This is a genomic window from Minwuia sp. (assembly GCF_048007105.1).
Taxonomy (GTDB): domain Bacteria; phylum Pseudomonadota; class Alphaproteobacteria; order Minwuiales; family Minwuiaceae; genus Minwuia.
Window position 1 is genome coordinate 4044453 of the sequence record NZ_CP180352.1, and the last position, 26681, is coordinate 4071133.

Genomic DNA, 26681 nt, shown 5'->3' on the forward strand with positions numbered 1-26681 from the left:
CCTCAGATCGGCATCGGATGCCGGCGGTACACCGCGGCGATACCGTCCATCACCTCGTCGGAAAGCGTGAGGTCGGCAGTACCGAGCACCTCCTCCAGTTGCTCGACCGATGAGGTCCCGAAGATCGCAGCGCCCATGAAGGGCCGCGTCAGGCAGAAGGCCAGCGCCATCTGAACCGGCGACAGGCCATGCTCCTTCGCCAGGGCCATGTAGGCATCGTGCGCGGGCCAGAGGTTCCCCGTGATCCGCCCGCCCAGTTCCGGATTGCGTTCGCGCCGGGAGCCCCTGGGAATCGTGTCGCCAGCGTATTGCCCTGACAGGATACCGCCCGCCAGCGGGGAGAAGCAGATCAGATCGACATCCTCGTTGCAGCAAAGCTCGGCGAGGTCGGTGTCGAAAATCCGGCACATCAGCGAATACTCGTTCTGGATGCTCGCGACGCGCGGCAGGCCGTGTTCCTCGGAGGCCCGGATGAACTGCGCCGTGCCCCAGGCCGTCTCGTTGGACAGACCGACATGCCGGATCTTTCCGGCCTCGATCTGGCGCTGCAGTTCGCCCAGCACATCGGCGATGTTCTGACGGGTCCCTTCCGGGTTCCGGCCGGTCGGGTCGTAATGCCAGTAGCGGCGGAAGTGATAGCTGCCCCGGTTCGGCCAGTGCAGCTGGTAGAGGTCGATGCAGTCAGTCTGCAGCCGCTTCAGCGAGGCGTCGAGCGCCGGACCGATGGTCTCGGGCGTGATCGGCGCCCCGCCAGCCGTGCCGCGCTTCGCACCCTCGCCGCTGATCTTGGAGGCAAGCACGATGTCGCCGCGGCGTCCGGTCTTCGCCAGCCAGGTGCCGATGATTTCCTCGGTGCGGCCGAAATGGTCCTCGGGCAACGGGTCGGCGGGATACATCTCGGCTGTGTCGATGAAGTTGATGCCACGATCCAGCGCGAGGTCGATCTGCGCGTGTCCCTCGGCCTCGGTATTGCGCGCGCCCCAGCTCATCGATCCGAGGCACAGTGTGGACACCTCGAGATCGGTGCGGCCCAGCTTGCGGTATTTCATGTGGAGTTCGGTCCCTCTGCCCGTTGCGCCGGGATCATCGGCAGGCGGGCGGAGATTGCAACCCCCGCAACGAACAAGGTTTCTCGAGATATCTGAGACCGGTATTCGCAGACCTCAGCTGTCACCCCCGCCTCGTGCGGGGGTCCGGTGCGGCTTCGCCGCTGGTCTACGGTCCGACCGGATGCCCGCATGAAGCGGGCATGACACATCGAGAGCGGCGGCAGCTCCAGTGAGCGCCCGGCGGTACCGATGCTTCAGGCGCGTTCGAAGCCGCGGGCGATCTCGTAGTCCGTGACCACGCGGTCGTAGTCTTCCAGTTCCCATTCGGCGGCGCGGACATAGTGGTCGATCACATCGTCGCCGAAGGCGGCACGCAGCATCTTCGAGCGCTTCATGGCCATCGTGGCCTCGCGGAGCGTCGCCGGGATGCGCCGCGCCCGCCGGGCGGCATAGGCATTGCCGGTGAATTCGGATTCCAGTTCCAGCTCGTTCTCGATCCCGTCGATGCCGGCGGCGATCTGCGCGGCGATGGCGAGATAGGGATTGAGATCCGACCCGCCGACACGGCACTCGATCCTGACCGCCTTGGTATCCGCCCCGGCGATTCGGTACCCGGCCGTGCGGTTGTCCACACCCCAGACCGCACGGGTCGGGGCGAAGGTGTCGGCGGCGAAGCGCTTGTAGGAATTGACGAAGGGCGCGAGGAAGAAGGTGCCCTCGCTGGCGTGTTTCAACAGCCCGGCGAGATAGTGGCGCGCCAGTCTGGACATGCCGTGTCCGGCCTCCGCGTCATGGAACGCGTTGGCGCCGTCCGCCCCGGCCAGCGACTGATGGATGTGGCTGGAGGAACCGGCGTAGTCGTGGCTCCACTTGGCGAGGAAGGTGATCGCCCGCCCCTTCTGGAAGGCGATTTCCTTCACCGCGTTCTTCGTGATGACGTGATTGTCGGCCGTATCGAGCGCGTCGGAATAGCGGACGTTGATCTCCTCCTGGCCCGCATCGGCCTCGCCCTTGGAGTTCTCGACCGGAATGCCGGCACCGAAGAGGCCGTTGCGGATCGCCCGCATCACGTCCTCTTCCTTGGTGGTCTGGAAGACGTGGTAGTCCTCGTTGTAGGCGCTGATCGTGGTCATGCCGCGATAACCGGCGTTCCGCAGGTCCTCGAAGGTTTCCCGGAACATGTAGAATTCCAGCTCCGTCGCGACCATCGCCGTCAGGCCGAGGGATTCCAGCCGGGCAATCTGACGCTTCAGCACCGCGCGCGGCGAATGCGGCACCGCGGCATGGCCGTGATGATCCAGCACATCGCAGAGCACCAGCGCCGTGCCATCCAGCCAGGGCACCAGCCGCAGCGTCTTGAGATCAGGGCGCATGACGTGATCGCCATACCCCTTCTCCCAGCTTGAGGCCTTGTAACCGGGGATTGTCGCCATCTCGAGGTCCGTGGCGATCAGGTAGTCGCAGCTGTGCGTCTCTTCCCAGGCGCTGTCGACGAAGTGCTGCGCGTGGAAGCGCTTGCCAGCCAGACGGCCCTGCATGTCGGTCTGGGCGGCAATAACCGTGTCAATCTCGCCGGTCGCCACCCGGGCCTTCAGATCCTCGAATGTCAGATTGCCGGGCAAGGTCAGTCGACCTCGAAGCGCCACGCACCGCCGTACGCGACGAAGTGGCCGGCGGTCGGCGGGGCGAAATGGGTGCCGAAGACCAGCACCTCGCCACCCTGATAGCGGGCCATGAAGTCGCGGCGGGTCTGGCGGGCGCGGTCGGCATTGTGGTCGAAGCGGCTGGCAACGTGGGGCAGCGCGCTCTGGATCGGGTGGTGCATCAGGTCGCCGGTGATGACCGCCTTCCGGCCCCCGGATTCGATGACGACGCTGACATGCCCCGGCGTGTGACCCGGCGTCGGCTCCAGCCGGATCCCGTCGGTGACGACATGATCGGTCTCGACCAGTTCGTGCAGCCCGGCCTCGATCACCGGGCGGATGCTGTCGGCGTTCACGTCCTTCGTGTTGAAGGCCATCTCGACCGTCTCGGCGTCGATGTCGCCGCGGATATCGTCGGTGACTTCCTGCTTCCAGTGCTCCCATTCCTCGCGGCCGAACAGATAGCGGGCGTTCGGGAAGGTCGGCACCCACTTGCCGTCGACCAGCACCGTGTTCCAGCCGACATGATCGATGTGGAGATGCGTGCAGAGCACGATGTCGATGGTCTCCGGCGCGAAACCGGCATTGCGGAGATCGTCGAGAAACGGTCCCTGCAGCATGTTCCAGACCGGATTGCCGCGCGGCTTGTCGTTGCCGACGCAGGTGTCGACCATGATCCGCTTGCCGCCGGCCTCCACGATGAAGGCCTGGATGCAGGTCTTCAGCTTGCCGTCCTCGGTGGCGAAGTGCGGCTTCAGCCAGGTCTCTCGCAGGATGTCCTCGGTGGTCATGCCGATATAGCCGAAATCCGGCGTCCGTTCGGCGTAGAGCTCCTGGATCCGCGTGATGCGGACGTCGCCGATCTGCCAGCTCAATATGCTGCTCATGGTTCAGTGTCCCGGTGCGAAGGCGGCCAGCATGCGCGTGAGCGACGTCCAGTCGCCCTCCGCATGAACCGGCTGGATGGCGACGTGATCGGCGCCTGCGGCGTAGTGTTCGTCGATGACCTTGCGGATGGCCTCCGCGTCGCCGTTGACCACCATCGCATCGAGGAAACGGTCATTGCCGCCATCCGCCAGCTCGTCCTCGGTGAAGCCGAGCCGGAGCCAGTTGTTGCGGTAGTTCGGCAGTGGCATGTAGCGGTGCAGTTCCTTCCGCGCGAGATCCAGCGCCCCGGCGCGGTCGGTCGTCATGCAGATCTTCTGCTCCACCGCGAGGAACTTGCCGGGTCCCAGCGCGGCGCGCGCCCGCTTCGTGTGCTCCGGCGTGACATTGTAGGGGATCGCGCCCGCTGTCTCGTCGCGGGCGAGATCCAGCATCTTCGGACCCAGCGCCGCGACGACAGTCCAGCGGTTCTCGGTGTCCAGTCCCGGGCCGTCGCCGCGCAGCGCGTGCAGATACTCCCGCATCGCCGAGACCGGCTTGCCGTAGAGATGACCACGCAGGCGCTCGACCATCGGCGCGTGGCTGACGCCGAGGCCCAGGATGAAGCGCCCGCCGGAGATGGCGTTCAGCGTCATCTGTCCCTGCCGGGCGGCGAAGGCGTCGCGGGCGTAGATGCTGGCGATGGAGCTGCCGACGCGCAGCCGTTCGGTCTGGCTCAGCAGGAAGGAACCCTGCGACATGCTCTCGTAGCCGACCGATTCCGGATACCAGAGCGTGCCGTAGCCATTGCCCTCGACCAGATGGGCGAACGATCTGAGCTGCGATGCGTCGAACTTGTGGGTGGCGTACCAGACGCCCAGCTTCCCGAATGCTTCCACCGGTTCCTCCCCCTCGGATACTGCGATGGGGATGGTGGGGCCTCACCCGCCGTGAGGCAACCCGGCAGGGCTCAGCTCTTAGCGCCGACCTTGCGTTCGCGGTAGAGGACGTAGCCGCCGGAGGCCATGATCACGGCCGCACCGGCCAGCATCTCGACGGTCGGCATGTCGCCGAAGACCAGCATGCCCGCCAGCACCGCCCAGATGAGCTCGGTGTAGATGAAGGGCGCGATGGCCGAGGCCTCGGCGGTCTCGAAGGCGCGGATCATCAGGAAATGGCCGGTGCCGCCGATCAGGCCCATGGCGGCGAAGGCCAGCCAGTGGATCGGCTCCGGCGTCACCCAGATGAAAGGCAGCGGGATGGTCGCGACGACCGCGCCGACAATCGCGGTGTAGAACAGGGAATTGATGGGCGGCGCGGCGTCCCGGATCATCCGGGTCATGATCATGAAGCTGGCGTAGCAGGCGGCCATGGCGAGCGGCAGCAGCGACCAGTAGGAGAAGTTGGCCTGATCCGGGCGCAGGATGACGAACACGCCGGCGAAGCCGATCAGCACCGCGCCGAGACGGCGGGGTCCGACCTTTTCCTTCAGGACGAAGATCGACAGCACCGTGACCATCAGCGGCGCGACGTAGCCGATCGCGGATACCTCGGCCATCGGCATCACCGAAAGCGAGGTGAAGCCGCAGACCGTCGCCGCGAAGACCAGCACCGACCGCGAGATCTGGAGCCCGACGCGCTTCGTCTGGAACAGCGACAGGATCCGGGTCGGGAACAGCATCACGATCAACAGGACGTGGAAGAAATAGCGTCCCCAGATCACCTGCTCGATCGGGTAGATGGCAGCGAGCGACTTGGCCGTCACGCCCATCCCGGTAAACAGCACCAGCGCAATGCAATAGAGCCCGATACCCCGGAGTGTGGGGTCAAGATTGAGCCCGAAACGCCGTGAAGGGGCGGCAACGGGCGCCGGAGCGGGATTGAGCGAAAGGTCAGCCATGACGCCGAAGGTAGCGCTATTTCGCAGGTGCACAATGGACGGTCATCACACCAAGCCATGCAGAATACGCATGGCATTTTCGCTGAGGTTTTAACGCCTTGGTCTCAGACGTCGTCCCGCATCGGGCGCGGTTCGCCGAAGAGGTAGCCCTGGGCGAGGCGGATGTCGGATTCGACCAGTTCGACCACCTGGTCCTCGGTCTCGACCTTGGACGCGATCAGCGTGACGCTGGAGGATGAGAGCATGGCCCTGACATCCCCGGCAGAACCGGTGCCCTGGCTCAGCAGCGGATCGCAATCCACCTTGATGAAATGCGCCCCGCGGCGGATCAGTTCGGCCATGTCGAGATCCAGCGTATCGACGTGATCGACCGAAAGCCGGAAGCCCATGGTGCGCAGCGTGTCCAGATGGCTCTGGGCCTCGCCCTCGGCGCTCAGCAGATGCCGGGCCTCGACCTCGAACACCAGCCGTTCGGCCATCTCGCGGTTGCCGGACAGGAACTCGGTGAACTGGTCGAAGAACTCGACGTCGCCCAGGGTCGCCGGCGACAGGTTGCAGAAGAAGGCGATGTCGGCGAAGTCGGGGCCGCGCCGCGCCTTCAGCGTCTGGATGCAGCGGAACAGTGACAGGTTGTCGATCGCCGTTGTCATCCCCGCGTCCTCGGCGATGGGCAGGTACTGGTCGGGCGTGATGATACGGCCTTCCCGGTCCCGAAGGCGGGTCAGGCACTCATGAAAGATGGTGCGGCGCTGCGGCAGCCGGACGACGGGCTGCAGGTAGAGATCGATACGGTTTTCCTTCAGCGCCTCGGTCGTGGCGGCCAGCAGGGGCTCACCGGTCAGACGTTGATCGGCGACCGAGCGGGGTGCTGGCGCCGCCGAAGCGGACGGAACGGCGGCGGGCGGCAGTTCGGGCGCCCGACGGGACGGCAATGCCAGCCGGGCCAGTTGGGACCTGACCAGCCGCATTTCCGCCACCAGGGCCTCGTCCGGCGCGCCGGCCCCGATCTCGGAAATGCGCTCGTTCAGCGCCTCGATCACGCGGCTTTGAAGAATGCGCTCGCGGCGCTCCTCGTCGATCCGCTGCAGCAGATGGGACCGCTCCATGCGGCGCGCGGCGCCCTCGGCCAGTAGCACGCCGAGCAGCAGAACGCAGACGCCGACGAACGCCGCCTTCTCGATACCGGCGTCCGGCATCAGGCGGAAAGCGGCGATTCCCGCGGCGGTCGCGAACAGGACGCTGGCGACATGAAACATCGATAGCGCGGCGAATGGCATGGGTGTTCCGGATCCCTGTGAGCACTACTCTCATGAATCATTAACCAAGGAACCTTTTCGATCGGTTAACGCACTGCGGCGGGAAGTCCGTTCTGCCGGACGCTCCGTAATGGTAGTGTGGACCCAATCAACGCGGAGTGACCGGTATGAGACGCCTGACCGCGAAAGCCATCGCCCTCGGTGTGATGCTTCTGATGCTGGCGGCCATGGCCGCCCTGCAGCCAGCGCGCGCGGGCACGGCCCACGACTTCGACTTCACCGATATCGACGGCACACCGCTGCCGATGGCGCAGTTCCGCGGCAAGCCGGTGCTGCTGGTCAACACCGCCTCGATGTGCGGCTTCACCTACCAGTATGACGGGCTGCAGGCGCTCTACGACGCCTACCGCGACAAGGGTCTGGTGGTTCTGGGCGTGCCGTCGAACGATTTCGGCCGCCAGGAGCCGGGCAGCGAGAAGGAAATCAAGGAATTCTGCGAGGTGAACTTCTCGATCAACTTCCCGATGACCGAGAAGCAGGTGGTCAGCGGCCGCGGCGCGCATCCGCTCTATCAGTGGATCGGCGAGCAGCTGGGCCCGGCCAGGCAGCCGCGCTGGAACTTCTACAAGTATCTGATCGACGGCGAGGGCAACATCGTCGCCAACTGGAGCAACCGGACCGAGCCGATGTCCGACGAAGTCCGGCAGGCCGTGGAGCGCGAACTGGGCGGCTGACGGGATGCAGGCCGTCTCCGGGGAGGGGAAATGGCACTTCTGAAGATCGGCCCGGACGACGGCCTCTACTACGAGCACGATCCGGCGCCGGACGGCGCGCCGACCATCGTCTTCGTCAACGCGCTGACCGGCAGCACCGGCGCCTGGCAAGGGCATGTGGCGCCGGCCTGCCGCGCTGCCGGGTTCGGCACGCTCTGCTACAATTTCCGCGGCCAGGTCGACAGCCCGCTATCCGCAGAGGTGACGCTCAGCGACCGGGTCATCGTCGACGACCTGAAGCTGATTCTCGCCGAACTGAAGCCGGCCCGCCCGGTCCTGTGCGGCCTGTCGATCGGCGGACTCTACGCCGCGCGCGCCGTCCTGGAGGGTTCAGAGGCCGCCGGGCTGATCCTGCTCAACACGCTGCGCCGGATCGGACCGCGCCTGCGCTGGGTCAACGACGCCACCTTCCACGCGGCCAGGGTCGGCGGTTTTCCGCTGATGCTCGACATGATGCTGCCATTGCTGACCAATCCGGACTTCCTGGAAGCCGCCCGGCCGAACCACATACAAACCACCGACTACATTCCGGAGGATCCGTCTTCGGGCCACTACCGGCTGATGGAGACACAGGCCGGCACCCACTGGGACGTCCCTTGGCAGGACCTGCGGCTGCCGGTGCTGACGATCACCGGGCTCTGCGACAGGGTCTTCCACGACGCGGACGTGGTCGCCGAACTGCGGGCTTTGCTGCCGGACGGGCGGCATCAGGACTGGCCGGATTGCGGTCACCTGATCCCGGCCGAGCGACCGGAACGTCTGGCCGAGTCCGTCATCGGGTTCGCCAACAGCCTCTGAGGCTCAGTCGGCGGCCTCTGCATTGTCGAGGGTCCGGTCGGCGGGGAAGCGGATGGTCGCCGTGGTGCCGTGCGCCTTCATCGAATCGATGGTGAGCGAGCCGCCATGCAGCCGCGCCATGGACCGGACCAGCGGCAGGCCGAGACCGGTGCCGCCCTGGGACTTGTTGTAGTCCTGGTTGAGCTGGGTGAAGGGTTCCATGGCCCGCTCGACCTCCTCGCGGGTCATGCCGATGCCCGTATCGGCCACGACCAGCGCGATCCGGCGGTCCGGCTCCAGCCTGACGGTCAGGGCGATGCGTCCGCCGGGGTCCGTGAACTTGATGGCGTTGGTGACCAGGTTGAGCGCCATCTGGCGCACGATACGTTCGTCCCCCATCAGCACCGGCAGACCGGGCGCGCAATCGGCCGAAATCTCCACCTCTGACTTCTCCGCCAGCGTATGGACGCTACGCAACACCGATTCGACGAGCCCGGGCAGATTGATCTCCCGCTCGTTCAGCTCGATCTTGCCGGCCTCGATGCTGGTATGATCGAGCATGTCGTTGACAAGGCTGAGCAGATGGCGCCCGGCCTCGTTGATGTCGGTGGCGTAGTCGCCGTAACGCTCATTGCCCATCGGCCCGAAGGTCTGGGTGGTCATGATCTCGGAGAAACCGATGATCGCGTTCAGCGGCGTACGGAGTTCGTGGCTCATGTTGGCGAGGAAGGCCGACTTGGCGCGGTTGGCCTGTTCGGCCTGATCGCGCGCGTCGGCCAGTTGCTCGACTGTCTTCTCCAGCCGTTCGGTATCGCTCTTCACACGCGCGGCGACGCGATTGTACTGGCGGGCGACCACCTCGACATCGCTGCCGGTCTCGACATGAACCGGCTCGCCGACCTGCCCCTCGCGGAAATGCACCTGCATCGCCATGGCCAGATCGTGGGCGGCGGAGACGGCGTTGTGCTCGGTGGCGTTCAGGCCGATGCGCTGCTCCTCTTCGGTCGCGCGCAGGCGGATGAACCTCGACAGCAGCCAGATGAGAACCAGCGAACTGCCGAAGGCGAAAGCGCCGTAGACCGCGACGCCCAGCGCCTGAATCTGGAGCTGTTCGTACCACGGCCTGGCCGAAGGCATCGGCGTTCCCGGCAAGGGCAACGGCGAGCGTCCCCCAGATTCCGGCGAACAGATGAACCGGTACCGCGGCGACGGCGTCGTCCAGCCGGAGCCGGACCAGCAGTTCGGTCGACGGAATCACGAGTGCGCCGCCGACAGCGCCGATCAGGATCGAGGTGCCGCCATTCGCGATGTCGGCGCTGGCCGTGATGCCGACGAGACCGCCCAGAATGCCGTTGATCAGCGCATCGACGCGGGTCCGGCGGTAAAGGGCCATCGAAAGCGCCGAGGCGGCGGCGCCGCCGGCGCAGGCCGCGAGCATGGTGTTGACGATGATGGGCGCCACCATGCCGTTCAGCGCCAGCGTCGAGCCGCCATTGAAGCCAACCCAGCCGAGCCATAGAAACAGCAGCCCGCCGGCAGCCAGCGGCAGACTGTGCGGCTGCGGCGCCTCGGCGCCCCGGTCGAAGCGGCCATGGCGCGGACCGATCAGCAGGATCGCGGCCAGCGCGACCCAGCCGCCGACGGAGTGAACGACCGTCGAGCCTGCGAAATCGAGAAACCCCATCTCCGCGAGCCAGCCGGGTTCGCCGCCGTCCAGGCCCGCCCAGGCCCAGTTTCCGGCGACCGGATAGATCAGGCCGGCAATCAGCAGTGCCAGTACGGCATAGCCGGTGAACCGGATCCTCTCGGCGACCGCGCCGGAAACAAGCGTCGTCGCGGTGCCGCAGAACATGAGCTGGAACAGGAAGAAGGCGGAGAGCCAGCCGTTCTCGTCGGCTTCCGGCGTCAGCCCGCTCTCCCCGAACATCAGGCCGAAGCCGACCAGCCAGAAAACGAGGCCCGCGATGCAGAAGTCGATGAGGTTCTTGGCTGCAACGTTGATGGTGTTACGGGAACGGACGAAACCGGCCTCCAGGCCGCAGAAACCGGCCTGCATGAGAAACACCAGGCCGGCCGCCACGACCAACCAGAGCGTGTCCAGTGATGTCGGTTCTAAGGTCATGCCCGCCAGGTCACCGAGTGCATTGCAGCATATCATGCGAACGGTTCGTTAACGGAGCCTAAAGATACGGCAACATTCCGTTCACGTTACCGGTATCAATACTGGTGTTACCGGTTCGGTAGTGGCATAGTGCCATCATGGCGAATCAGGAATTGCTTGAACGGATCGACCAGCGCCTCAAGGCGATGGATCTGACCGACTACCGCGCCTCCATGCTGGCGGCGGGTCGGCCCGAGATCATCCGCAATATCAGGCGGGGCCTGTCGAGGAACCCGCGGCGCGACACGCTGGAAAAACTGGCCAACGTCCTCGACTGCTCCTTCGAATGGCTGGCCACTGGGCGCGGCACCATGGCCCCGCCCGAACAAGCCCTGTCGGCCGAGGATGCGCCCGGCATGCCGCCAAGGGAACAGATGCCGGCGGACATTCCCGTCATGGGCACGGCGGCCGGCAGCCTGACCGGCGCCTTCCAGCTGGAATCGGACACGCCGATCGATCATGTCCGCCGGCCGCCCGGTATCGCCACCGCGGTCGATGTCTACGCCATCTACGTTGTCGGCGAACTCGATGGCGCCCCGGTTCGAGGAAGGCGAACTGATCTACGTCTCCGGCCGACGGCCGGCCCGTCCGGGTGATTATGTCGTCGTGCAGATGGCCGGCGCCGAGGGCGAAGTCACCGCCTGGTGCAAGAAGCTGGTCGGCCGCGACAGCGCGCGTCTGGTGCTCGAACAGTTCAATCCGGCAGGCACCTTCGATCTTCCGATGACCTCGACGATGGCCGTGCACCGCGTCCTGACGCTGAACGAACTCTTCGGAATCTGACCCCTACTCGCTCAGCGTGTTGCCTGCACCGGTAACACGGGTCTGGCGCATGTAACGGCGGTATTTGTCCGCGTCGTAGCCGACCCCGCGGTGCAGCAGACACCTGTTGTCCCAGATCACCAGCTCGCCCGGCTGCCACCTGTGGCTGTAGATGTGTTCCTCGCCGATGGCCTCCTCGAGCAGGCCCTCGATCAGCGCGCGGCTGGGCGCATCTTCCCAGCCGTCCACGACCCGGGCGTGGGAGCCGACATAGAAGTTCCTCCGTCCCGTCCGTGGGTTGGTGCGGACCATCTTCTGCCGCACCGGCGGCAGCGAGGCCGCATGCGACGGCGATACCGCCTCCGGATGCACCTTCGTGCGGGAGAAGACGTAGTCGTGCACGGCGATCAGGGGATCGATCTCCGCCTGTTTCGCCGCCGGCAGCCGCTCATAGGCGGCGCGCTGACTGACGAAAAGGGTCTCGCCGCCTTCGTCCGGCACCTCGTGCACCGACATGATCGAGACATAGGAGGGCACCTCACGGAACGACGAATCCGAGTGCCACATGTTGTTGCCGGTCTGGAAGAAGACCTTGCGGTCGGTATTGCCGCGCTTGGTCCCGTCGGGATCGACATTGCCGATGGTGCCGAAATAGACCACCCGGCCGGTGTTGCCGAGCGTGACATGTTCGGCTTCGGGCTCGCCCAGGGCACGGGTCACCCGCAATTGGCCGTTATCGTCGAGGAACTGGCCGGGGAAGACCACCAGCGAATATTCGTCGATAGCCGCATGCATCGCCTCGACGATCTCAGGCGTGAGATCGCCCTTCAGATCGACGCCCGTCAAGCTGGCGCCGAACTCCGGGTGCAGCGGTTCTGCCTTGAAGATACTGGTCACTGTCATGTCCTCCCCGGTCCCATTTCAGCACTGCCATGCGCCGCCGCCAAGCCCTGCCGCCTTGTACCGTGGCGGTCTGCTGGGCCACACTCGGGTCCGGTCACAGGGGAGGACATGGCCATGGACACCATTCGCATACAGTTCACGCTGTTCTCGGCCTTCTATTCGCCGTTGATCGCCACCTTCGCCGGCGGCTTCCTCAAGGAAGAGGGGCTGGAAACCGACTGGTCGGTGTCGCCGCCCGGCGTATCCGCCATCGAGGCAGCCGGCCGGGGCGAAGTCGATGTCGTGCAGTCGGCGCTGAGCCAGGGCTTCGGCGTGCTGTCGATGGGCGAGACGCCGAAGGTGAAGCACTTCGCTCAGGTCAACGAGATGGACGGCTTCTTCATCACCGCACGGGAGCCCGATCCCGATTTCGCCTGGTCGAAGCTGGAAGGCTCGGAAGTGGTGATGTTCGGCGGCGGCCAGCCGCAGGTCATGTTCCGCTACGGCTGCCACAAGGCCGGCATCGATTTCGACAAGCTGGTGCCCATCACGCCCGGCGGCGCCGCGGCCATCGACGAGGCCTTCCGTAACGGTCAAGGCCAGTACGTGCAGCAGCAAGGCCCGTTCCCGCAGCAGCTGGAAGCCGATGGCGTCGGTCATATCGTCGCCCAGGTCGGGCCGAAGGTCGGCCCCTGCGGGTTCTCCAGTCTCGCCGCCACACCGGAATGGCTGGCAACCGACATGGCGAAGGCCTTCACCCGCGCCTACAGGAAGACAAGGGTCTGGCTGAACGAGACGCCGGCCGCCGAGGTCGCGAAAGCCGAGAAGCCGTACTTCCCCGACACCGACGAGGATGTGCTGGCGAAGTGCATCGCCACCTATCAGGCGCTCGGCAACTGGACACCGCATATCGAGATCACCGACGCGGCCTATGAGGCGACGCTGGACATCTACCAGCAGTCCGGCGGCCTGACGCAGCGCTTCGCCTACGACCAGGTCTGCGCCCGGCCCCCGGCGGTCTGAGGCCGGCATGCTTGAAGAAGACGTTCTCAAACACTCGCCCACCGTACTGACGAAGGCGCAGCAGGAGCAGTTCTTCGAGGATGGCTGCCTCGTCGTCGAAGGGGTGGCCGACGACCGCTGGCTCCACCGTCTCCGGGCGGCCATGCAGGAGATGGTGCAGCGCAGCCGCGAAGTCTCCGCCGACGACGGCACCTTCGTTCTGGAAGACGGGCACGGCCCGGACAACCCGCGGCTCCGGCGCCTCACCAGCCCCGTCAGCCATCATCCGGAGTTCTGGGCCTTCGCGAAGGAGTCGCCATCCGCCGATGTCGCAGCTGATGTCTGCGGGCCGGACGTGAAGTTCTTTCACTCCAAGCTCAACTTCAAATGGCCCTCCGGCGGCCACCGCTTCGACTGGCACCAGGACATTCCGGCTTGGCCGCACACCGACTACAGCCCCGTCACGGTCGGCATCTATCTGGAGGATTGCGGCGTCGAGCAAGGGCCGTTGCTGGCGATCCGCGGCAGCCACAAGCCGCCGATGCACTCCATGTACGATCGCGACGGCAACTGGGTCCTCCGCATCCCGGAGGACGACCTGGCGCCCGGCTGGCGCGACGACGTGATCAGCCTGACCGGTCCCGCCGGATCCGCCGTGCTGATCAACTGCCGCGTCATCCACGGTTCGGAAGCCAATGTCAGCGGCCGGATGCGGCCCATGCTGCTCAACGTCTACAGCTCGGCCGATTCCATGCCCTATGTGGTGAACCCGATCCCCAGCCCCTATCAGGGCGAGATCGTGCGCGGGAAACCGGCGCGCTGGGCCAGCCATGACCCGCGCGGCTGCGAACTGCCGCCGGACTGGTCGACGGGCTATTCCGGCCCCTGGAAACACCAGACCGGCTGAGGCGGGCGTCAGGCCCGGTTGAGCAGCAGGCTGGTCTCGCTGTTCAGCACGCCGGGAATGTTGCGGATCTCCCGCAGCACCCGGTCGAAGGCGGCAAGCGTATCGGCCCGAATCTCCGCGACCAGATCCCAGGCGCCGTTGGTCGCGTAGATCTGGTCCACCTCGGGCAGGGACCGGAGCTTGCGGATCACCTGTTGCGACATCGATCCCCGAAGCTCGATCGTGGTGATGGCGCGCACGAGATCGCGTTCGTCCAGATCGGTCTCGATGGTGAAACGGCGGATCGCGCCGCCTGCGATCAGACGCTCCAGCCGCGCCTTGGCTGTAGCGCGGGAGATGCCCAGCGTCGCCGCGAGTTCGGTGATCGACGCCCGGCCGTTGCGGCGCAGTTCACCCATCAGGCGGCGGTCGGTCGCGGTGAGTTCCAGCGCATCAGTCATCATTCTGACCATTCCACTTGTCAAAATGCTCAATCGACCTTGAAGATTGATCACTTTTCTCACTCCCGCGCAACAGCGGAAACACCGACATTGAAGCCACCCAGAAGGAGGATCCGGAATGACCAGGACATGCAGGATCGTAGGCGCGCCCGTTCAATCCGGCGCCGGACTCCGCGGCTGCCAGATGGGCCCTGCGGCGCTTCGGACCGCCGGCCTCGTCGAAACGCTGAAGAAGCTGGAACTCGATGTGCACGATCTCGGCGATATCGGGCCGGAACGCGGCGCCGCGCCGAGCCATCCCAACCCGCGCCTGCGCAATTTCGCTGAAACCGTCGACTGGATCCGCACCCTGGGAGACGTCGCCTATGACGTCGCTTCCGGCTGCGACGTGCCGATCTTCCTGGGCGGCGACCACAGCCTGTCCGGCGGGACCGTGCCCGCCCTCGCGCGCCGCGCCGCCGATCAGGATCGCCCGCTCTTCGTGCTCTGGCTCGACGCCCACCCCGACCTGCACACCCTCGGCTCGACCACCAGCGGCAATCTGCACGGCACGCCGGTCGCCTATTTCACCGGGATGGAGGATTTCGACGGCTATCCGGCACTGGAAGCCCGGGTCGATCCGAAGCACGTCATGATGATGGGCATCCGCTCGGTCGATCCGGCCGAATGCGAACGCATCCTGTCGGTCGGCATGGAAGTGATCGACATGCGCGCCATCGACGAGCGCGGCATCGTCGCGCCGCTGAACGCCTTCATCGAGCGCGTGAAGGCCGAGAACGGTCACCTGCATGTCAGCCTGGACGTCGACTTCATCGACCCGGGCATCGCGCCGGCCGTCGGCACCACCGTCCCCGGCGGCGTGACCTTCCGCGAGGCGCATCTGATCACCGAGATCCTGCACGACAGCGGTCTGGTGACTTCGCTCGATCTCGTGGAACTGAACCCCTTCCTCGACGAGCGCGGCAAGACCGCGATCCTGCTGACCGACCTCACCGCCAGCCTGTTCGGCCGCCGCATCCTCGACGGCCGCAGCCGCGATCTCTGACGCACAAGGAGACCGTCATGAGCCACCCCCTCCCCTCCGATCTCGCCTATGTCCCCTTCGTTTCGGTCGACAACATGATGCGGCTGGTGAACACCATCGGCATCGAGAACGTGATCCGCGATCTGGCCGGCTATATCGAGGCCGATTTCCTGCGCTGGGAGGAGTTCGACAAGACCCCGCGCGTCGCCTCCCACTCGGCGGAAGGCGTGATCGAACTGATGCCGACCGCGGACAAGGAGCGCTACGGCTTCAAGTATGTGAATGGCCATCCGAAGAACATGAAGCAGGGCTTCCAGACGGTCACGGCCTTCGGTGTGCTGGCCGATGTCGGCAACGGCTATCCGCTGCTGCTCACCGAGATGACCGTGCTGACGGCGCTGCGCACGGCCGCCACCTCGGCGCTTGTCGGGAAATATCTCGCTCCCAAGGGCGCGAAGACGATGGCCATGATCGGCAACGGCGCGCAGTGCGAGTTCCAGGCGCTCGCCTTCAAGGCGCTATGCGGGATCGAAGCGGTCCGGCTCTACGACATCGATCCGGCGGCGACAGAGAAGGCGAAGCGCAACCTGGCCGGTTCCGGTCTGAAGGTCACCGCCTGCACCACCGCCGAGGACTGCATCGAGGGCGCGGAGATCATCACCACCTGCACCGCCGACAAGCAGTACGCCACCATCCTGACCGACAACATGGTCGGCGCCGGCGTGCACATCAACGCCATCGGCGGCGACTGCCCGGGCAAGACGGAGCTGCACCGCAACATCCTGCTCCGCTCCGACATCTTCGTCGAATACCCGCCCCAGACGCGAATCGAGGGCGAGATCCAGCAACTCGATCCCGACCACGCCGTCACCGAACTCTGGCAGGTGATGCGCGGCGAGGCCGCGGGCCGCACCTCGACCGGCCAGATCACGCTGTTCGACAGCGTCGGCTTCGCCATCGAGGACTTCTCGGCGCTGCGCTACATCCACGCGACCATCGCCGAGCACCCCTTCTGCGAGCGGCTCGACATGCTGGCCGACCCGGACGATCCCCGCGACCTGTTCGGCATGGTCGAACGCCGGAAGGCGGGCATCGCCGCCTGACCGCCCACAGCGCGAGGTTGCTACTTCTTCGCCTTGCCGGCGACTGCCGGGCTGACGCCACTCGGGTCCATCAGCATGCCGTGCACCTGCATGTTGTGGCTGTGGGCCACGTGATGCAGGGCGAAGGCGGTCTTCATGGCGTTCTCGCGGCCCGAGCAGTCCTGAGCGGCGTTGACCGCCTCCTTGGCGAGCTTCAGCGCGAAGAGCGGCTTCTGCGCGATCCTCTCCGCCATGCCGAGCGCGAATCCGTCGAGTTCGTCGCGCGGGACGATGTGGTTGATCATGCCCAGCTTCGCGACCTGTTCGGCGCTCAGCCAGTCCGCGGTGAACAGCATCTCCTTGGCCTTGCGGTGCCCGACCTCCCAGGGATGCGCGAAGTACTCGACCCCGCCGACGCCCATCGCCACCGTGTTGTCGAGGAACATGGAATTGTCGGACGCGATGATAATGTCGCAGGGCCAGATCAGCATCAGCCCGCCAGCGATCACCTTGCCCTGCACCACGGCAATGGTCGGTTTCGGGATGTTCCGCCAGCGCTCGGAGAAGCCGATATAGATCTCCTTCTCCCTCGCCATCTGGGCTTCGGCCCCGGCGCAGTGCCAGCCGCACCAGGTACCGACGGTCTCGAAATCGTCCATCCGGTCGTAGGGATCGGCCTCGCGCAGGTCGTGCCCGGACGAGAAATGCGGTCCGGCGCCGGCCAGCATGATCACCTTGATGTTGTCGTCATGGGCCGCGCGGTCGAAGGCGGCGTTGAGTTCGTAGAGCAGCTTCGTGCTCTGCGCGTTCCGGGCGTCCGGCCGGTTCAGCACGATGCGCGCGATATGCGGCGCGGGTTCTTCGTATAGGACGGTTTCGAATTCGGACATGGCTTCGCCTCCCCCAAGGTCACTAGACTGCCGACGATAGACAGGGCCATGGGGAGGAGCCAATGGGCAAGCTGGACGGAAAGGTCGTCATCGTCACCGGCGCGGGACGCGGCATCGGCAAGGAATGTGCGCTGCTGGCCGCGCGGGAAGGCGCGAAGGTGGTCGTGAACGACCTCGGCGGTTCGATCGAGGGCGGCGATCTGGGCGACGAGAGCGTCGCCGGACAGGTCGCGAAGGAAATCCGCGACAATGGCGGCGAGGCCGTCGCGAACGGCGGCAGCGTCTCCGAGCTTTCGCATTGCGAGGACATGGTCAAACAGGCGCTGGACAGCTTCGGCGGCCTGCACGGGATCATCAGCCCAGCCGGCATCCTGCGCGACGCCATGCTGCACAAGATGTCCGAGTCCGACTGGGATCAGGTGATCGAGGTGCACCTGAAAGGCTCGTTCAACGTCTGCCGCGCGGCCATCAACCATTTTCGCGAGCAGGAAGACGGGTCGATCGTGCTGTTCTCCTCGACGTCGGGGCTGATCGGCAATGTCGGGCAGGCGAACTACGGCGCCGCCAAGATGGGCATTGCCGGCCTGTCGCACATCGTGGCGCAGGAGAATGCGCGCAAAAATGTCCGCTGCAATGTCATCTCGCCCTCGGCATGGACCCGCATGATCGCCACCATCCCGATCAAGGACGAGGCCACCCGGCGGCGCATGGAGATGATCCAGAAGAAGATGCGGCCCGACCAGATCGCGCCGCCGACAGTGGCGCTGCTGGCCGACGAGGCGAAGGACATCAACGGCCAGATCTTCTCGGTCCGCGGCAACGAGATCTTCGTCTGGAGCCATCCGCGCCCGGTCCGCAACATGACACGGCTGGAGGGCTGGACCGTCGACACCGTGCTGGATCATGCGATGCCGGTCTTCCGCCCGGCCTTCACCGATCTGGGCAACTACACCGACGTCTTCCCCTACGATCCGGTTTGACAGAGACAAGGGAGCACACCATGACGCAATCGCTGGGCTACGAGCGGCTGAAGAATCTGACACTCGACTTCACCGCCTGTTTCAACAATGACGATCTGGACGGCGTGATGAGCTACTTCGCCGACGGCGCCGTCTACGATCAGTTCGATGGCTCGCCCGCGGAGGGCATGGAAGCCATCCGCGAGGCCTTCCGACCGCAGTTCGAAGGCTCCTTCGGCGCCATGCGCTTCGCCGAAGAGGACATCTTCGTCGATCCCGAGACCAACAAGACCATGGTCAGCTGGCTCTGTTCCTTCGACACCAAACGCGGCCGCACGGGATGGCGCGGCCTCGATCTGCTGCACTTCAACGAAGACGGCCAGATCGTCGCCAAGCTGACCTACGCCAAGGCGAAGACGCTGCAGTTGCAGGCGGCGTAGGGCCGGTCAGGCCGCAGCTTCCAGTTTCGGCCAGCGCTCGCGCCAGTTCTTCGCCGCCTGTCGCGCGCGGAAAATCTCCGGCTTCGCCCGGAAGGCCGGCGTCGGTCGAATGATCAGGCCGAGCAGGTCCGAAAGGCCGAACGGGGCCAGCAACTCGATGTGAACGCCGGAAAGGCGCGCGCCGATGGCGGTCGCGGTCTCCGGCCAGTGACACATGGCGTCGGCGGTGTCGCGATAGGGCTCATCGCCGTTTTCCGCATGCATGCGCGCCTGGTTGCGGACCTGCCAATCATGGCCGGGGAGCAAGCCCGCGAGCGCTGCCTCGTGATGTCGATCCTGGTCCGGAAGGAGCACGTTCGGGTCGAAATAGACCACATCCACATCGGCATCCGGCAACGGCCCATCGCGCCGGTGCAACGCATCCCAGACCCGGTTACGGACCGCGCCTGCGCCGATCCAGCCGTCGGGCAGATCCAGCGCCGCGACCGCTTCCAGCATTTGCCGGAATGCGGGGTCCGACCCGAGCAGCGCCTTGATGTCTTCCACCTTCACGACGGTGCTGTGGGCTTACGGACCGTGATCGCGACCCAGGGGATCTCGCCCTGCTTGTAGCCGCCGCCGAGATACTCGTCGCTTTCGACAACTTCCCACGCCGCCGATGCACGGTAGGCGTCCAGCATCTGGTCGAGCGACAGGTAGTTGTAATAGCGGCCGAACTCGTCGCGGCCGTCCGCGCCGCCGGCCTTGAAGTTGGCGAAATGCAGACCACCGGGTCTCAGCGCCGTGTGGATGCGCGCCAGCACGCCCGGGAGGGCCGTGAGCGGTACATGCAACAGGCTGGCATGCGCCCAGACGGCGTCATATTTCGCCACATCCTGCAGCTCGTCGAAGGCCATGACACGGACAGGCCGGCCGAGCCGTTGTTCCGCCTGCCGCGCGATCTCGGCAACCCCGTCCGTCGGCGTGACGTCGAAGCCCCGTTTCAGCATCTCTTCGCTGTCCCGTCCGCCGCCGCAGCCCAGTTCAAGAATCCGTGCGCCAGGCTCGAGACGCTCCAGGAACTGCGGAAGGAACCGGCTGACGCCGCCCGGTCCGCTGGCCGTGTAGACCGGTGCTTCCTCGGCATAGAAACGCAGTGTGTCGCTGTCGCTGGCAATCGGATCGTCCATGCGGACAGAATAGGGGCCGACAGCTTCAACGGCATCCGGTGTTTTCATCCGGACACCGAGGGGCTGCGTCCCGGAATGGACAATCCGGCATCCTTGCCTAGATCATGGTTCAGCCAATCATTCGAACGGGGAGTCTCCGATGAGCGCGCAGGACGAATTCACACCGCCGAAGGTCTGGACCTGGGAAAAGGAAAGCGGTGGCCGCTTCGCCAACATCAACCGCCCCATCGCCGGTCCCACCCATGACAAGGACCTGCCGGTCGGCAAGCATCCGATTCAGCTCTACTCGCTGGCGACGCCGAACGGCGTGAAGGTGACCGTCATGCTGGAAGAGCTGCTGGCCACCGGTCACAGCGGCGCCGAATACGACGCCTGGCTGATCAAGATCGGCGACGGCGACCAGTTCGGCTCCGGCTTCGTCGACGCCAACCCGAACTCCAAGATTCCGGCCATGGTCGACCACAGCGGCGACAAGCCGGTGCGGGTCTTCGAGAGCGGCTCGATCCTGCTTTACCTGGCCGACAAGTTCGGCGCCTTCCTGCCCGAGGATCACGCCGGGCGGACCGAGGCCATCAACTGGCTGTTCTGGCAGATGGGCAGCGCACCCTATCTGGGCGGCGGCTTCGGCCACTTCTACGCCTACGCGCCCTACAAGATGGAATACCCGATCAACCGTTTCACCATGGAGGTGAAGCGGCAGCTGGACGTGCTCGACCGCCGTCTGGCCGAGAGCGAGTATCTGGGCGGCGACGAATACACCATCGCCGACATGGCCGTCTGGCCGTGGTACGGCGCGCTGGTGAAGGGCCTGATCTACGAGGCCGGCGAGTTCATCCAGGGCGCGTCCTACAAGAACGTCGTCCGATGGACCGACCAGATCGGCGCGCGCCCGGCGGTGAAGCGCGGCCGCATGGTCAACCGGGTCATGGGCGACCCGGCCAGCCAGCTGCACGAGCGCCACGACGCCAGCGACTTCGAGACGAAGACGCAGGACAAGATCGGCGATCAGGCGGCGGACTGACCGATTTCCAGCACGGAACGGCGTCCCGGGCCTGACCCGGGACCCATTCCTGAGCGGTTCCGCCGCTCAATGTTTCGGATCAAACCTTCTGGATGTCGGCGGGATGGCCGACCCAGCCATCCCCATCCCGCCTGCTCGGTTCACGCCGCCCTTCGGAACAGCTCCTGCGGCACCGGCGCGCCGAAGGTTTCGGTCGTGTAGCGCCAGATCTTCAGGTCGCTGGCCCAGTGGTCGCGGGGCAGGCCGGCCTTCACCTTCAGGCCGTTCAGGAACTTCTCCGGCGTCTCCAGCCCTTCCCAGACCTTGGGCAGGAAGGTGCCGCGCCGGCGGGCGCTCTCCAGGATCAGCCCGTCGCGGTGCTGGCCGGAGCTTCGCCAGCAGGTCCTCCTGGCTTTCGAAGGCGAGCGGCGCCGGGTTGGAGAGGATCGAGATCTCCAGATCCGAGGCCTGGAACTCGCCCGGCGTCAGCGTATTGAAGCGCGGGTCCTCGAACCCGGCGGAGACCGCGTTCCAGGCCACGTCGGCGGCCATCGGCCGGTGGGCCTTCAGCGACCCGATGCAGCCCCGCAGCCGCCCCTTCAGATTGATGGTGACGAAGGTCGCCGCGATGGTCCGGACCTCGTTGGGGAAGGTCTCCAGATTGATCTCCGGTCGCTTGTTCCGCGCGAGGCGGATGCCGATGGCCTGCGCCGCCGTGCGGATCAGCTGCGTCCGGTGGGCATCCGCCAGCCGCGCGGTGTCCGCCGGCTCCAGCGCCCATGAGGCATAACCGACGACGCGGTCCTTTGGCCCCGCCGTATCGCCGGAATTGCGCACGTCGAGTTCGGTGATGCGCAGGCCCAGATGTGCCGCCAGTTTCAGCAGCCCGTTCACGGGCCGGCTGCCGCAGGCCTGCGGGCCGGCGAAGCTGCCGACCTGCATCAGCTCGACCTTCTTCACCGTGTCGCCGTCGATCTTCCGCGCCTCGTCATAGGGGTGGTAGTGCGAGAGATCGGTCGAGACGACGATCAGCGTCTCCTCCCCGCCCCAGAGCTGGGACAGCAGATGCGCCACGCGGTCGGGATGGGCATCGCCGACAACGATCGGAACCAGCGTGAAGTCCGGCAGCGTCCGCTGCAGAAAGGGCAGATGCACTTCAAGGCTGTGTTCCTGCGCATGGGCGTCGTCGCGCAGCGCGCAGTCGTCGCGGACCTCGACCAGTCGGTCGATCACCGCGCGGTCCAGCTTCACCGGCCCGAGCGGCGTATCGAAGGCCTCGACCGACGGCAGCGCAAAGCCCTGGAACGCGACGCGGTGCGCCGGCCCGAGCAGGATCACGCGCCTGATGTTCTCCCTGGCCGGCTGGATGCGCTGATAGGCGCTGGCGGCCACGGCGCCTGAATAGACATAGCCCGCATGAGGCGCGATCAACGCCTTGGGCGCCGGCACCGGCCCCGCCATGCGCCGGTTCGCCTCGGCCAGCAGCCCGTCGACGCCGACCTTCAGCTTCTCCGGTTCCGCCGGATAGAACGCGCCCGCAACGGCGGGGGATCGAGAGGTCATGGAACGCTCCTCAGGTATTGCGCCCGATTGTGCCACACGGGCCGCTCAGGCACGATAGCGCCATGCTGGATCATGTCGGAACGGTCCCCGGGCGGTACTATTCGAAGCAGCCGGATGGGCGCATCCGCTGCGAGGTCTGCCCGCGCTATTGCCAACTGAACGACGGCCAGCGCGGCCTCTGCTTCATCCGCCAGCGCGAGGGCGAGCAGATGGTGCTCACCTCCTATGGCCGCTCGTCGGGCTTCTGCATCGACCCGATCGAGAAGAAGCCGCTCAACCACTTCCATCCGGGCACGCCGATCCTCTCCTTCGGGACCGCGGGCTGCAACCTGACCTGCAAGTTCTGCCAGAATCACGACATGTCCAAGAGCCGGGAGATGGACACGCTGGCCGACTCAGCCCCGCCCCGGATGCTGGCCGAGACCGCGCAGCGGCTGGGCTGCGTCTCCATGGCCTATACCTACAACGACCCGGTGATCTTCCTGGAATACGCGGTCGACACCGCCATCGCCTGCCACGAGGCCGGGGTGAAGAACGTCGCGGTGACGGCGGGCTACATCTGCGCCGAGCCGAGGGCCGAGTTCTATCGCTACATGGACGCCGCCAATGTCGATCTGAAGGCCTTCACCGAGGACTTCTACCGCAAGGTCACGGGCTCGGCGCTGGAGCCGGTGAAGGAGACGCTCGACTATCTCGTCAACGAGACAGATGTCTGGGTCGAGATCACCACCCTGCTGATCCCGGGCGAGAACGACTCGGAGGCGGAAATCGAGGAGATGACCCAGTGGGTCGTCGGGACGCTGGGGCCCGATTTGCCGATGCACTTCACCGCCTTCCATCCCGATTTCCGCATGCTCGACAAGGACCGGACGCCGCCGGACACGCTGTTCCGCGCCCGGTCCATCGCGCTGAAGAACGGCGTCCGGCACGCCTATGTCGGCAACATCCACCACAAGCCGGCGCAGTCGACCTACTGTTCAGGCTGCGGGGCGATGGTGATCGGCCGCGACTGGCACTTGTTGTCGGACTGGCACCTGGACCACCGGGGCTGCTGCACCTTCTGCGACACGCCCCTGCCCGGCCGTTTCGCCGGTCCGCCCGGCGACTGGGGCCGCCGCCGCGAGCGCGTCAGGATGCAGGCTTCCGGTTAGAACCCTCCAAGTCCCTCCCCCTCCGAGGGGGAGGCTCGGGTGAGCCCTGACCCACACAGCAACAGGAGCTGGGTCAGATCGCGAACTTCGCGATGGCGTCCTCGTTCCAGTCGATGCCGGCGCCCGGCGTCTCGGAGGGGCGGGTCTTGCCCTTCTCGACCTTGAGCGGCTCGGCCAGCACCGCTTCCGCCCAGTCCACATATTCCAGCCAGTGCGCCGTGGGGCTGGCGGCCATCATGTGAGCGCTGATCTCTGGGAAGAGATGCGTCGAGAGGCGCACATGGGAGGCCGCGCACTGGTCCGCCGCGTTCATCCAGGGCGTCACGCCGCCGATCTTGGCCACGTCGGGCATCAGCAGGTCCGCGGCCTCGGCGGCGATCAGCCGGGCGATCTCGGCCGGGCTGCGCGCGTTCTCGCCAAGCTGGACCGGAGTCTCGGTATAGGCGCAGAGCGAGGCGTAGCCGTCGACATCGTCATGGGCCAGCGGCTCCTCGATCCAGGCCAGACCCATGTCATCGATGGCGGCCATCCGGACCTTGGCGTCGGAGCGGGTCAGGCACTGGTTGTAGTCGCACATGACCGGCATCTCGGGCGGCACGGCGTCCATCACCGCCTCGATCACCTCGCAGTCGTCCTCGACATCCGCGTAGCCGAGCCGGAGTTTCACCGCGCCAAAACCCTTCGCCAGTTCGGCGGCCTCCTTCGCGGCCGCCTCCGGACCGATCAGGCCGAGACCGTTGGAATTGTAGGCGTCGATCTCCCGCGACTGGCCGCCCAGCACACGATAGAGCGGCATGCCGGCTTGCTTGGCGAAGGCATCCCAGTGCGCCATGTCCAGCCCGGCGATCGCCCAGCCGATGAACCCCTCGACGCCGGCGAGGCGCAGGGATTTCCACATCTTCTCGTGCAGGGCGCGCGGCGCGATGTCCTCGCCGGTCAGCCGCCCGCCGATGCCTTCGATCAGGGCGACGAGTTCCTTCGCGAGCAAGGGCGAGACCGCGAAGACGTAGGACCGGCCGACGATCTCGCTGTCGGTGCCCACGTCGATGAGCACGAAGACCGCTTCCTCGACCGCGCCTCCGCCGGTGATCACCGGCCGGTTCATCGGGATCGAAACGGGGCGGGCGCTGATGCGTCTGATTTTCATGCCATCCTCCCGGCATTGTTCGGCGTTCGGACTGTCACTGACCGGGCATAGGCCCGGCGCTTTCGAGTTGCGCTACGCCGAATTGACGCGGCGCCGATGCGCCGCCCGCCCTCTTTGAATGAACGCCGGGGCCGGTTGTTTGTTCATTCTTGCGTGAGACCGGCGCGCAGGTCACGGCAATTCCGGCGTCCGGCAGATGAGCGGGGCCGACGCGGCCCATTGCCCGCGACGCGGCAGCTTGCGACACTCGCCGCGGGGAAGACGCGGGAGAGAAACGATGACGGCAGCGCCCTATGCAGGACTGACAGCTTCCGAGGCGCTGCTGCGCGACATGCGCGGCTGGGGCGACCGGGTGGCCTTCAGCGGATATGGCGGGACCTGGACCTATGCCCAGGCGCTGGACCTGATCGCGCGATACCAGGCCGTCTACAAGAAGCACGGCGTGAAGCGGCACGAGCGCATCTCGCTGCTCAACGCCAACCGGGCCGAGGCCTATCTCGCCGGCGTGGCGGCGCAGGCGCTGGGGCTGTCCATGACGCCGCTGCACACGCTGGGCTCGCTGGAAGACCACCAGTTCACGCTGGAAGACGCCGAGATCGACTATCTGTTCGTCGACGTCGACAACTACGCCGACAGGGGACGGCAGCTGGCCGAGACCGTCGAGCGTCTGAAGACCGTGTTCACGCTGGGTCCGGCGGACTACGGCGTCGATATCCGCGCCGAAGCCGAGGCAGCCGGCGCCGTCTCGCCGGTGGTCGAGGCGCAGTCGGAGGATCCGGTCTGGATCAGCTACACCGGCGGCACGACGGGCAAGCCGAAGGGCGGCCTGCGCACGCATCCGAGCTATATCGGCATGGTGACGGCGATCCTGGCCGATTTCGAGTTTCCGAGAGACATCAACTATCTCGCCGTGGCCCCGATCAGCCATGTCGGCGGCACCAAGCTGCCGCCGACACTGCACCGCGGCGGCCGCGTCACCTTCATGAAGGGCTTCGACGCCGGGCAGGTGCTCGACACCATCCAGCGCGAACGCATCACCATGACGCTGCTGGTCCCGACGATGATCTACCTGCTGCTGGACCATCCGAAGCTGGAGGACTTCGACCTCTCCAGCCTGGATTATCTGATGTACGGCGCGTCGCCGATGTCGCCGACCCGGCTGATGGAGGGTCTGGAACGAATCGGTCCCGTCTTCGGCCAGCTCTATGGCCAGACCGAGGGCTATCCGGTCTCCTTCCTGAGCAAGCAGGATCACGACAGCAGCCGGCCCGACCTGTTCGCCTCATGCGGCCGGCCGGTGGCCAATATCCAGGTCCGGCTGCTGGACGACGACCTGAACGAGGTGCCCGAGGGCGAGCCCGGCGAGATCTGCGTCCGCGGCCCGCAGGTGATGGACTGCTACTGGAACCGGCCGGAGCAGACCGAGGAGACGCTGAAGGGCGGCTGGCTGCATACGGGCGACGTGGCCCGTATCGACGATGAGGGCTACCTGTATATCGTCGACCGCAAGAAGGACATGATCGTCTCCGGCGGGTTCAACGTATTCCCCCGCGAGGTCGAGGATGTGCTGACTTCGCATCCGGATGTCGCCATGGCCGCGGTCATCGGCGTACCGGATCAGAAATGGGGCGAGGCCGTGAAGGCGCTGATCGTGCCGCGCGAGGGCAAGTCGCCCGACCCGCAGGCGCTGATGCAGATGGTGAAGGACCGCAAGGGCTCCAACCAGGCGCCCAAGAGCATCGATTTCGTGGACGCCATTCCGGTGACGCCGATCGGCAAGCCGGACAAGAAGGCGATCCGCGCGCAATACTGGAAGGATAGCGGACGGATGGTCGGCTGA

Annotated in this window: 27 protein-coding genes and 2 pseudogenes; 13 read left to right on the forward strand and 16 right to left on the reverse strand. The window is 66.0% G+C overall.

Annotated elements, in window-relative coordinates; genetic code table 11:
• Window positions 1-2 precede the first annotated feature (2 nt).
• From ACMVY4_RS19635 to ACMVY4_RS19660, 6 genes are all read right to left on the reverse strand, one after another.
• A complete protein-coding gene (locus tag ACMVY4_RS19635) occupies window positions 3-1049 on the reverse strand; it encodes an aldo/keto reductase (protein ID WP_416897647.1) in 1047 nt (348 codons plus the stop codon).
• A 254-nt stretch (window positions 1050-1303) separates the two neighbouring features.
• Complete coding sequence (locus ACMVY4_RS19640; RefSeq protein ID WP_416897648.1) at window positions 1304-2671, reverse strand: glutamine synthetase family protein; 1368 nt, start codon at window positions 2669-2671, stop codon at window positions 1304-1306.
• A gap of 2 nt (window positions 2672-2673) precedes the next feature.
• The gene (locus tag ACMVY4_RS19645; protein WP_416897649.1) at window positions 2674-3579 is read right to left on the reverse strand and encodes an MBL fold metallo-hydrolase; all 906 of its coding nucleotides are present in this window, start codon (window positions 3577-3579) and stop codon (window positions 2674-2676) included.
• Window positions 3580-3582: 3 nt separating this feature from the next.
• On the reverse strand, window positions 3583-4455 hold the full coding sequence (locus tag ACMVY4_RS19650; protein WP_416897650.1) for a TIGR03620 family F420-dependent LLM class oxidoreductase: 873 nt from the start codon (window positions 4453-4455) through the stop codon (window positions 3583-3585).
• 71 nt (window positions 4456-4526) lie between these two features.
• Window positions 4527-5456 carry a DMT family transporter gene (locus tag ACMVY4_RS19655; RefSeq protein ID WP_416897651.1) on the reverse strand — a complete coding sequence of 310 codons (930 nt, stop codon included), beginning with the start codon at window positions 5454-5456 and terminating at the stop codon, window positions 4527-4529.
• Window positions 5457-5560: 104 nt separating this feature from the next.
• Entirely contained in the window at window positions 5561-6733 is a 1173-nt protein-coding gene (locus ACMVY4_RS19660) for an EAL domain-containing protein (protein ID WP_416897652.1), read from the reverse strand.
• Between the two features lie 146 nt (window positions 6734-6879).
• On the opposite strand from ACMVY4_RS19660, the gene ACMVY4_RS19665 reads away from it, so the two are divergent.
• The gene (locus ACMVY4_RS19665; protein WP_416897653.1) at window positions 6880-7446 is read left to right on the forward strand and encodes a glutathione peroxidase; all 567 of its coding nucleotides are present in this window, start codon (window positions 6880-6882) and stop codon (window positions 7444-7446) included.
• 30 nt (window positions 7447-7476) lie between these two features.
• Window positions 7477-8283 carry an alpha/beta fold hydrolase gene (locus tag ACMVY4_RS19670; protein ID WP_416897654.1) on the forward strand — a complete coding sequence of 269 codons (807 nt, stop codon included), beginning with the start codon at window positions 7477-7479 and terminating at the stop codon, window positions 8281-8283.
• Window positions 8284-8286: 3 nt separating this feature from the next.
• On the opposite strand, the gene ACMVY4_RS19675 is transcribed toward ACMVY4_RS19670, so the two are convergent.
• Complete coding sequence (locus ACMVY4_RS19675) at window positions 8287-9399, reverse strand: sensor histidine kinase (protein WP_416897655.1); 1113 nt, start codon at window positions 9397-9399, stop codon at window positions 8287-8289.
• 58 nt (window positions 9400-9457) lie between these two features.
• Window positions 9458-10420, reverse strand: a pseudogene (locus tag ACMVY4_RS19680) (ammonium transporter); the annotation flags it as partial.
• Between the two features lie 101 nt (window positions 10421-10521).
• On the opposite strand from ACMVY4_RS19680, the gene ACMVY4_RS19685 reads away from it, so the two are divergent.
• Together ACMVY4_RS19685 and ACMVY4_RS19690 are read left to right on the forward strand one after the other, a co-directional pair.
• On the forward strand, window positions 10522-11019 hold the full coding sequence (locus tag ACMVY4_RS19685) for a hypothetical protein (RefSeq protein WP_416897656.1): 498 nt from the start codon (window positions 10522-10524) through the stop codon (window positions 11017-11019).
• Window positions 10952-11206 (forward strand): S24 family peptidase, encoded by a 255-nt coding sequence (locus ACMVY4_RS19690; RefSeq protein ID WP_416897657.1) that lies wholly within the window; start codon window positions 10952-10954, stop codon window positions 11204-11206. The genes ACMVY4_RS19685 and ACMVY4_RS19690 overlap by 68 nt, the downstream gene beginning before the upstream one ends.
• Before the next feature lie 3 nt (window positions 11207-11209).
• Here the strand turns inward: ACMVY4_RS19690 and ACMVY4_RS19695 are convergent, their stop codons facing one another.
• Window positions 11210-12088, reverse strand: a complete 879-nt coding sequence (locus tag ACMVY4_RS19695; RefSeq protein WP_416897658.1) for a TauD/TfdA dioxygenase family protein — start codon at window positions 12086-12088, stop codon at window positions 11210-11212.
• A 114-nt stretch (window positions 12089-12202) separates the two neighbouring features.
• Between ACMVY4_RS19695 and ACMVY4_RS19700 the strand changes: the two genes are divergently transcribed.
• On the forward strand, window positions 12203-13090 hold the full coding sequence (locus ACMVY4_RS19700; protein ID WP_416897659.1) for an ABC transporter substrate-binding protein: 888 nt from the start codon (window positions 12203-12205) through the stop codon (window positions 13088-13090).
• Between the two features lie 7 nt (window positions 13091-13097).
• Window positions 13098-13976 carry a phytanoyl-CoA dioxygenase family protein gene (locus ACMVY4_RS19705; RefSeq protein ID WP_416897660.1) on the forward strand — a complete coding sequence of 293 codons (879 nt, stop codon included), beginning with the start codon at window positions 13098-13100 and terminating at the stop codon, window positions 13974-13976.
• A gap of 8 nt (window positions 13977-13984) precedes the next feature.
• Here the strand turns inward: ACMVY4_RS19705 and ACMVY4_RS19710 are convergent, their stop codons facing one another.
• A complete protein-coding gene (locus ACMVY4_RS19710) occupies window positions 13985-14419 on the reverse strand; it encodes an Lrp/AsnC family transcriptional regulator (RefSeq protein ID WP_416897661.1) in 435 nt (144 codons plus the stop codon).
• A 115-nt stretch (window positions 14420-14534) separates the two neighbouring features.
• Between ACMVY4_RS19710 and rocF the strand changes: the two genes are divergently transcribed.
• Together rocF and ACMVY4_RS19720 are read left to right on the forward strand one after the other, a co-directional pair.
• On the forward strand, window positions 14535-15461 hold the full coding sequence (gene rocF / locus ACMVY4_RS19715) for an arginase (RefSeq protein WP_416897662.1): 927 nt from the start codon (window positions 14535-14537) through the stop codon (window positions 15459-15461).
• A gap of 17 nt (window positions 15462-15478) precedes the next feature.
• The gene (locus ACMVY4_RS19720; RefSeq protein ID WP_416897663.1) at window positions 15479-16543 is read left to right on the forward strand and encodes an ornithine cyclodeaminase; all 1065 of its coding nucleotides are present in this window, start codon (window positions 15479-15481) and stop codon (window positions 16541-16543) included.
• A 20-nt stretch (window positions 16544-16563) separates the two neighbouring features.
• Here ACMVY4_RS19720 and ACMVY4_RS19725 read toward each other — a convergent pair whose 3' ends face one another.
• Window positions 16564-17412, reverse strand: a complete 849-nt coding sequence (locus tag ACMVY4_RS19725) for an enoyl-CoA hydratase (RefSeq protein WP_416897664.1) — start codon at window positions 17410-17412, stop codon at window positions 16564-16566.
• Window positions 17413-17474: 62 nt separating this feature from the next.
• Between ACMVY4_RS19725 and ACMVY4_RS19730 the strand changes: the two genes are divergently transcribed.
• On the forward strand, window positions 17475-18392 hold the full coding sequence (locus ACMVY4_RS19730) for an SDR family NAD(P)-dependent oxidoreductase (protein WP_416897665.1): 918 nt from the start codon (window positions 17475-17477) through the stop codon (window positions 18390-18392).
• Between the two features lie 20 nt (window positions 18393-18412).
• A complete protein-coding gene (locus ACMVY4_RS19735) occupies window positions 18413-18811 on the forward strand; it encodes a nuclear transport factor 2 family protein (RefSeq protein WP_416897666.1) in 399 nt (132 codons plus the stop codon).
• A gap of 6 nt (window positions 18812-18817) precedes the next feature.
• Here the strand turns inward: ACMVY4_RS19735 and ACMVY4_RS19740 are convergent, their stop codons facing one another.
• Complete coding sequence (locus tag ACMVY4_RS19740; RefSeq protein ID WP_416900356.1) at window positions 18818-19309, reverse strand: nucleotidyltransferase family protein; 492 nt, start codon at window positions 19307-19309, stop codon at window positions 18818-18820.
• 50 nt (window positions 19310-19359) lie between these two features.
• Window positions 19360-19980, reverse strand: coding sequence for a class I SAM-dependent methyltransferase (locus tag ACMVY4_RS19745; RefSeq protein ID WP_416900357.1), 621 nt, complete (start codon window positions 19978-19980; stop codon window positions 19360-19362).
• Between the two features lie 139 nt (window positions 19981-20119).
• On the opposite strand from ACMVY4_RS19745, the gene yghU reads away from it, so the two are divergent.
• Window positions 20120-21001, forward strand: coding sequence for a glutathione-dependent disulfide-bond oxidoreductase (yghU, locus tag ACMVY4_RS19750; RefSeq protein ID WP_416897667.1), 882 nt, complete (start codon window positions 20120-20122; stop codon window positions 20999-21001).
• Window positions 21002-21141: 140 nt separating this feature from the next.
• Here yghU and ACMVY4_RS19755 read toward each other — a convergent pair whose 3' ends face one another.
• Together ACMVY4_RS19755 and amrB are read right to left on the reverse strand one after the other, a co-directional pair.
• The gene (locus ACMVY4_RS19755; RefSeq protein WP_416900358.1) at window positions 21142-21441 is read right to left on the reverse strand and encodes an AMMECR1 domain-containing protein; all 300 of its coding nucleotides are present in this window, start codon (window positions 21439-21441) and stop codon (window positions 21142-21144) included.
• A pseudogene (gene amrB / locus ACMVY4_RS19760) lies at window positions 21422-22543 on the reverse strand (AmmeMemoRadiSam system protein B); the annotation flags it as partial. The gene ACMVY4_RS19755 and the pseudogene amrB, both read right to left, overlap by 20 nt.
• A 62-nt stretch (window positions 22544-22605) precedes the next feature.
• Between amrB and amrS the strand changes: the two are divergent.
• Window positions 22606-23694 (forward strand): AmmeMemoRadiSam system radical SAM enzyme, encoded by a 1089-nt coding sequence (gene amrS, locus ACMVY4_RS19765; RefSeq protein ID WP_416897668.1) that lies wholly within the window; start codon window positions 22606-22608, stop codon window positions 23692-23694.
• Window positions 23695-23767: 73 nt separating this feature from the next.
• On the opposite strand, the gene ACMVY4_RS19770 is transcribed toward amrS, so the two are convergent.
• Window positions 23768-24841 carry an enolase C-terminal domain-like protein gene (locus ACMVY4_RS19770; protein ID WP_416897669.1) on the reverse strand — a complete coding sequence of 358 codons (1074 nt, stop codon included), beginning with the start codon at window positions 24839-24841 and terminating at the stop codon, window positions 23768-23770.
• A gap of 277 nt (window positions 24842-25118) precedes the next feature.
• Here ACMVY4_RS19770 and ACMVY4_RS19775 point away from each other — a divergent pair, with 277 nt between their 5' ends.
• Complete coding sequence (locus ACMVY4_RS19775) at window positions 25119-26681, forward strand: AMP-binding protein (RefSeq protein ID WP_416897670.1); 1563 nt, start codon at window positions 25119-25121, stop codon at window positions 26679-26681.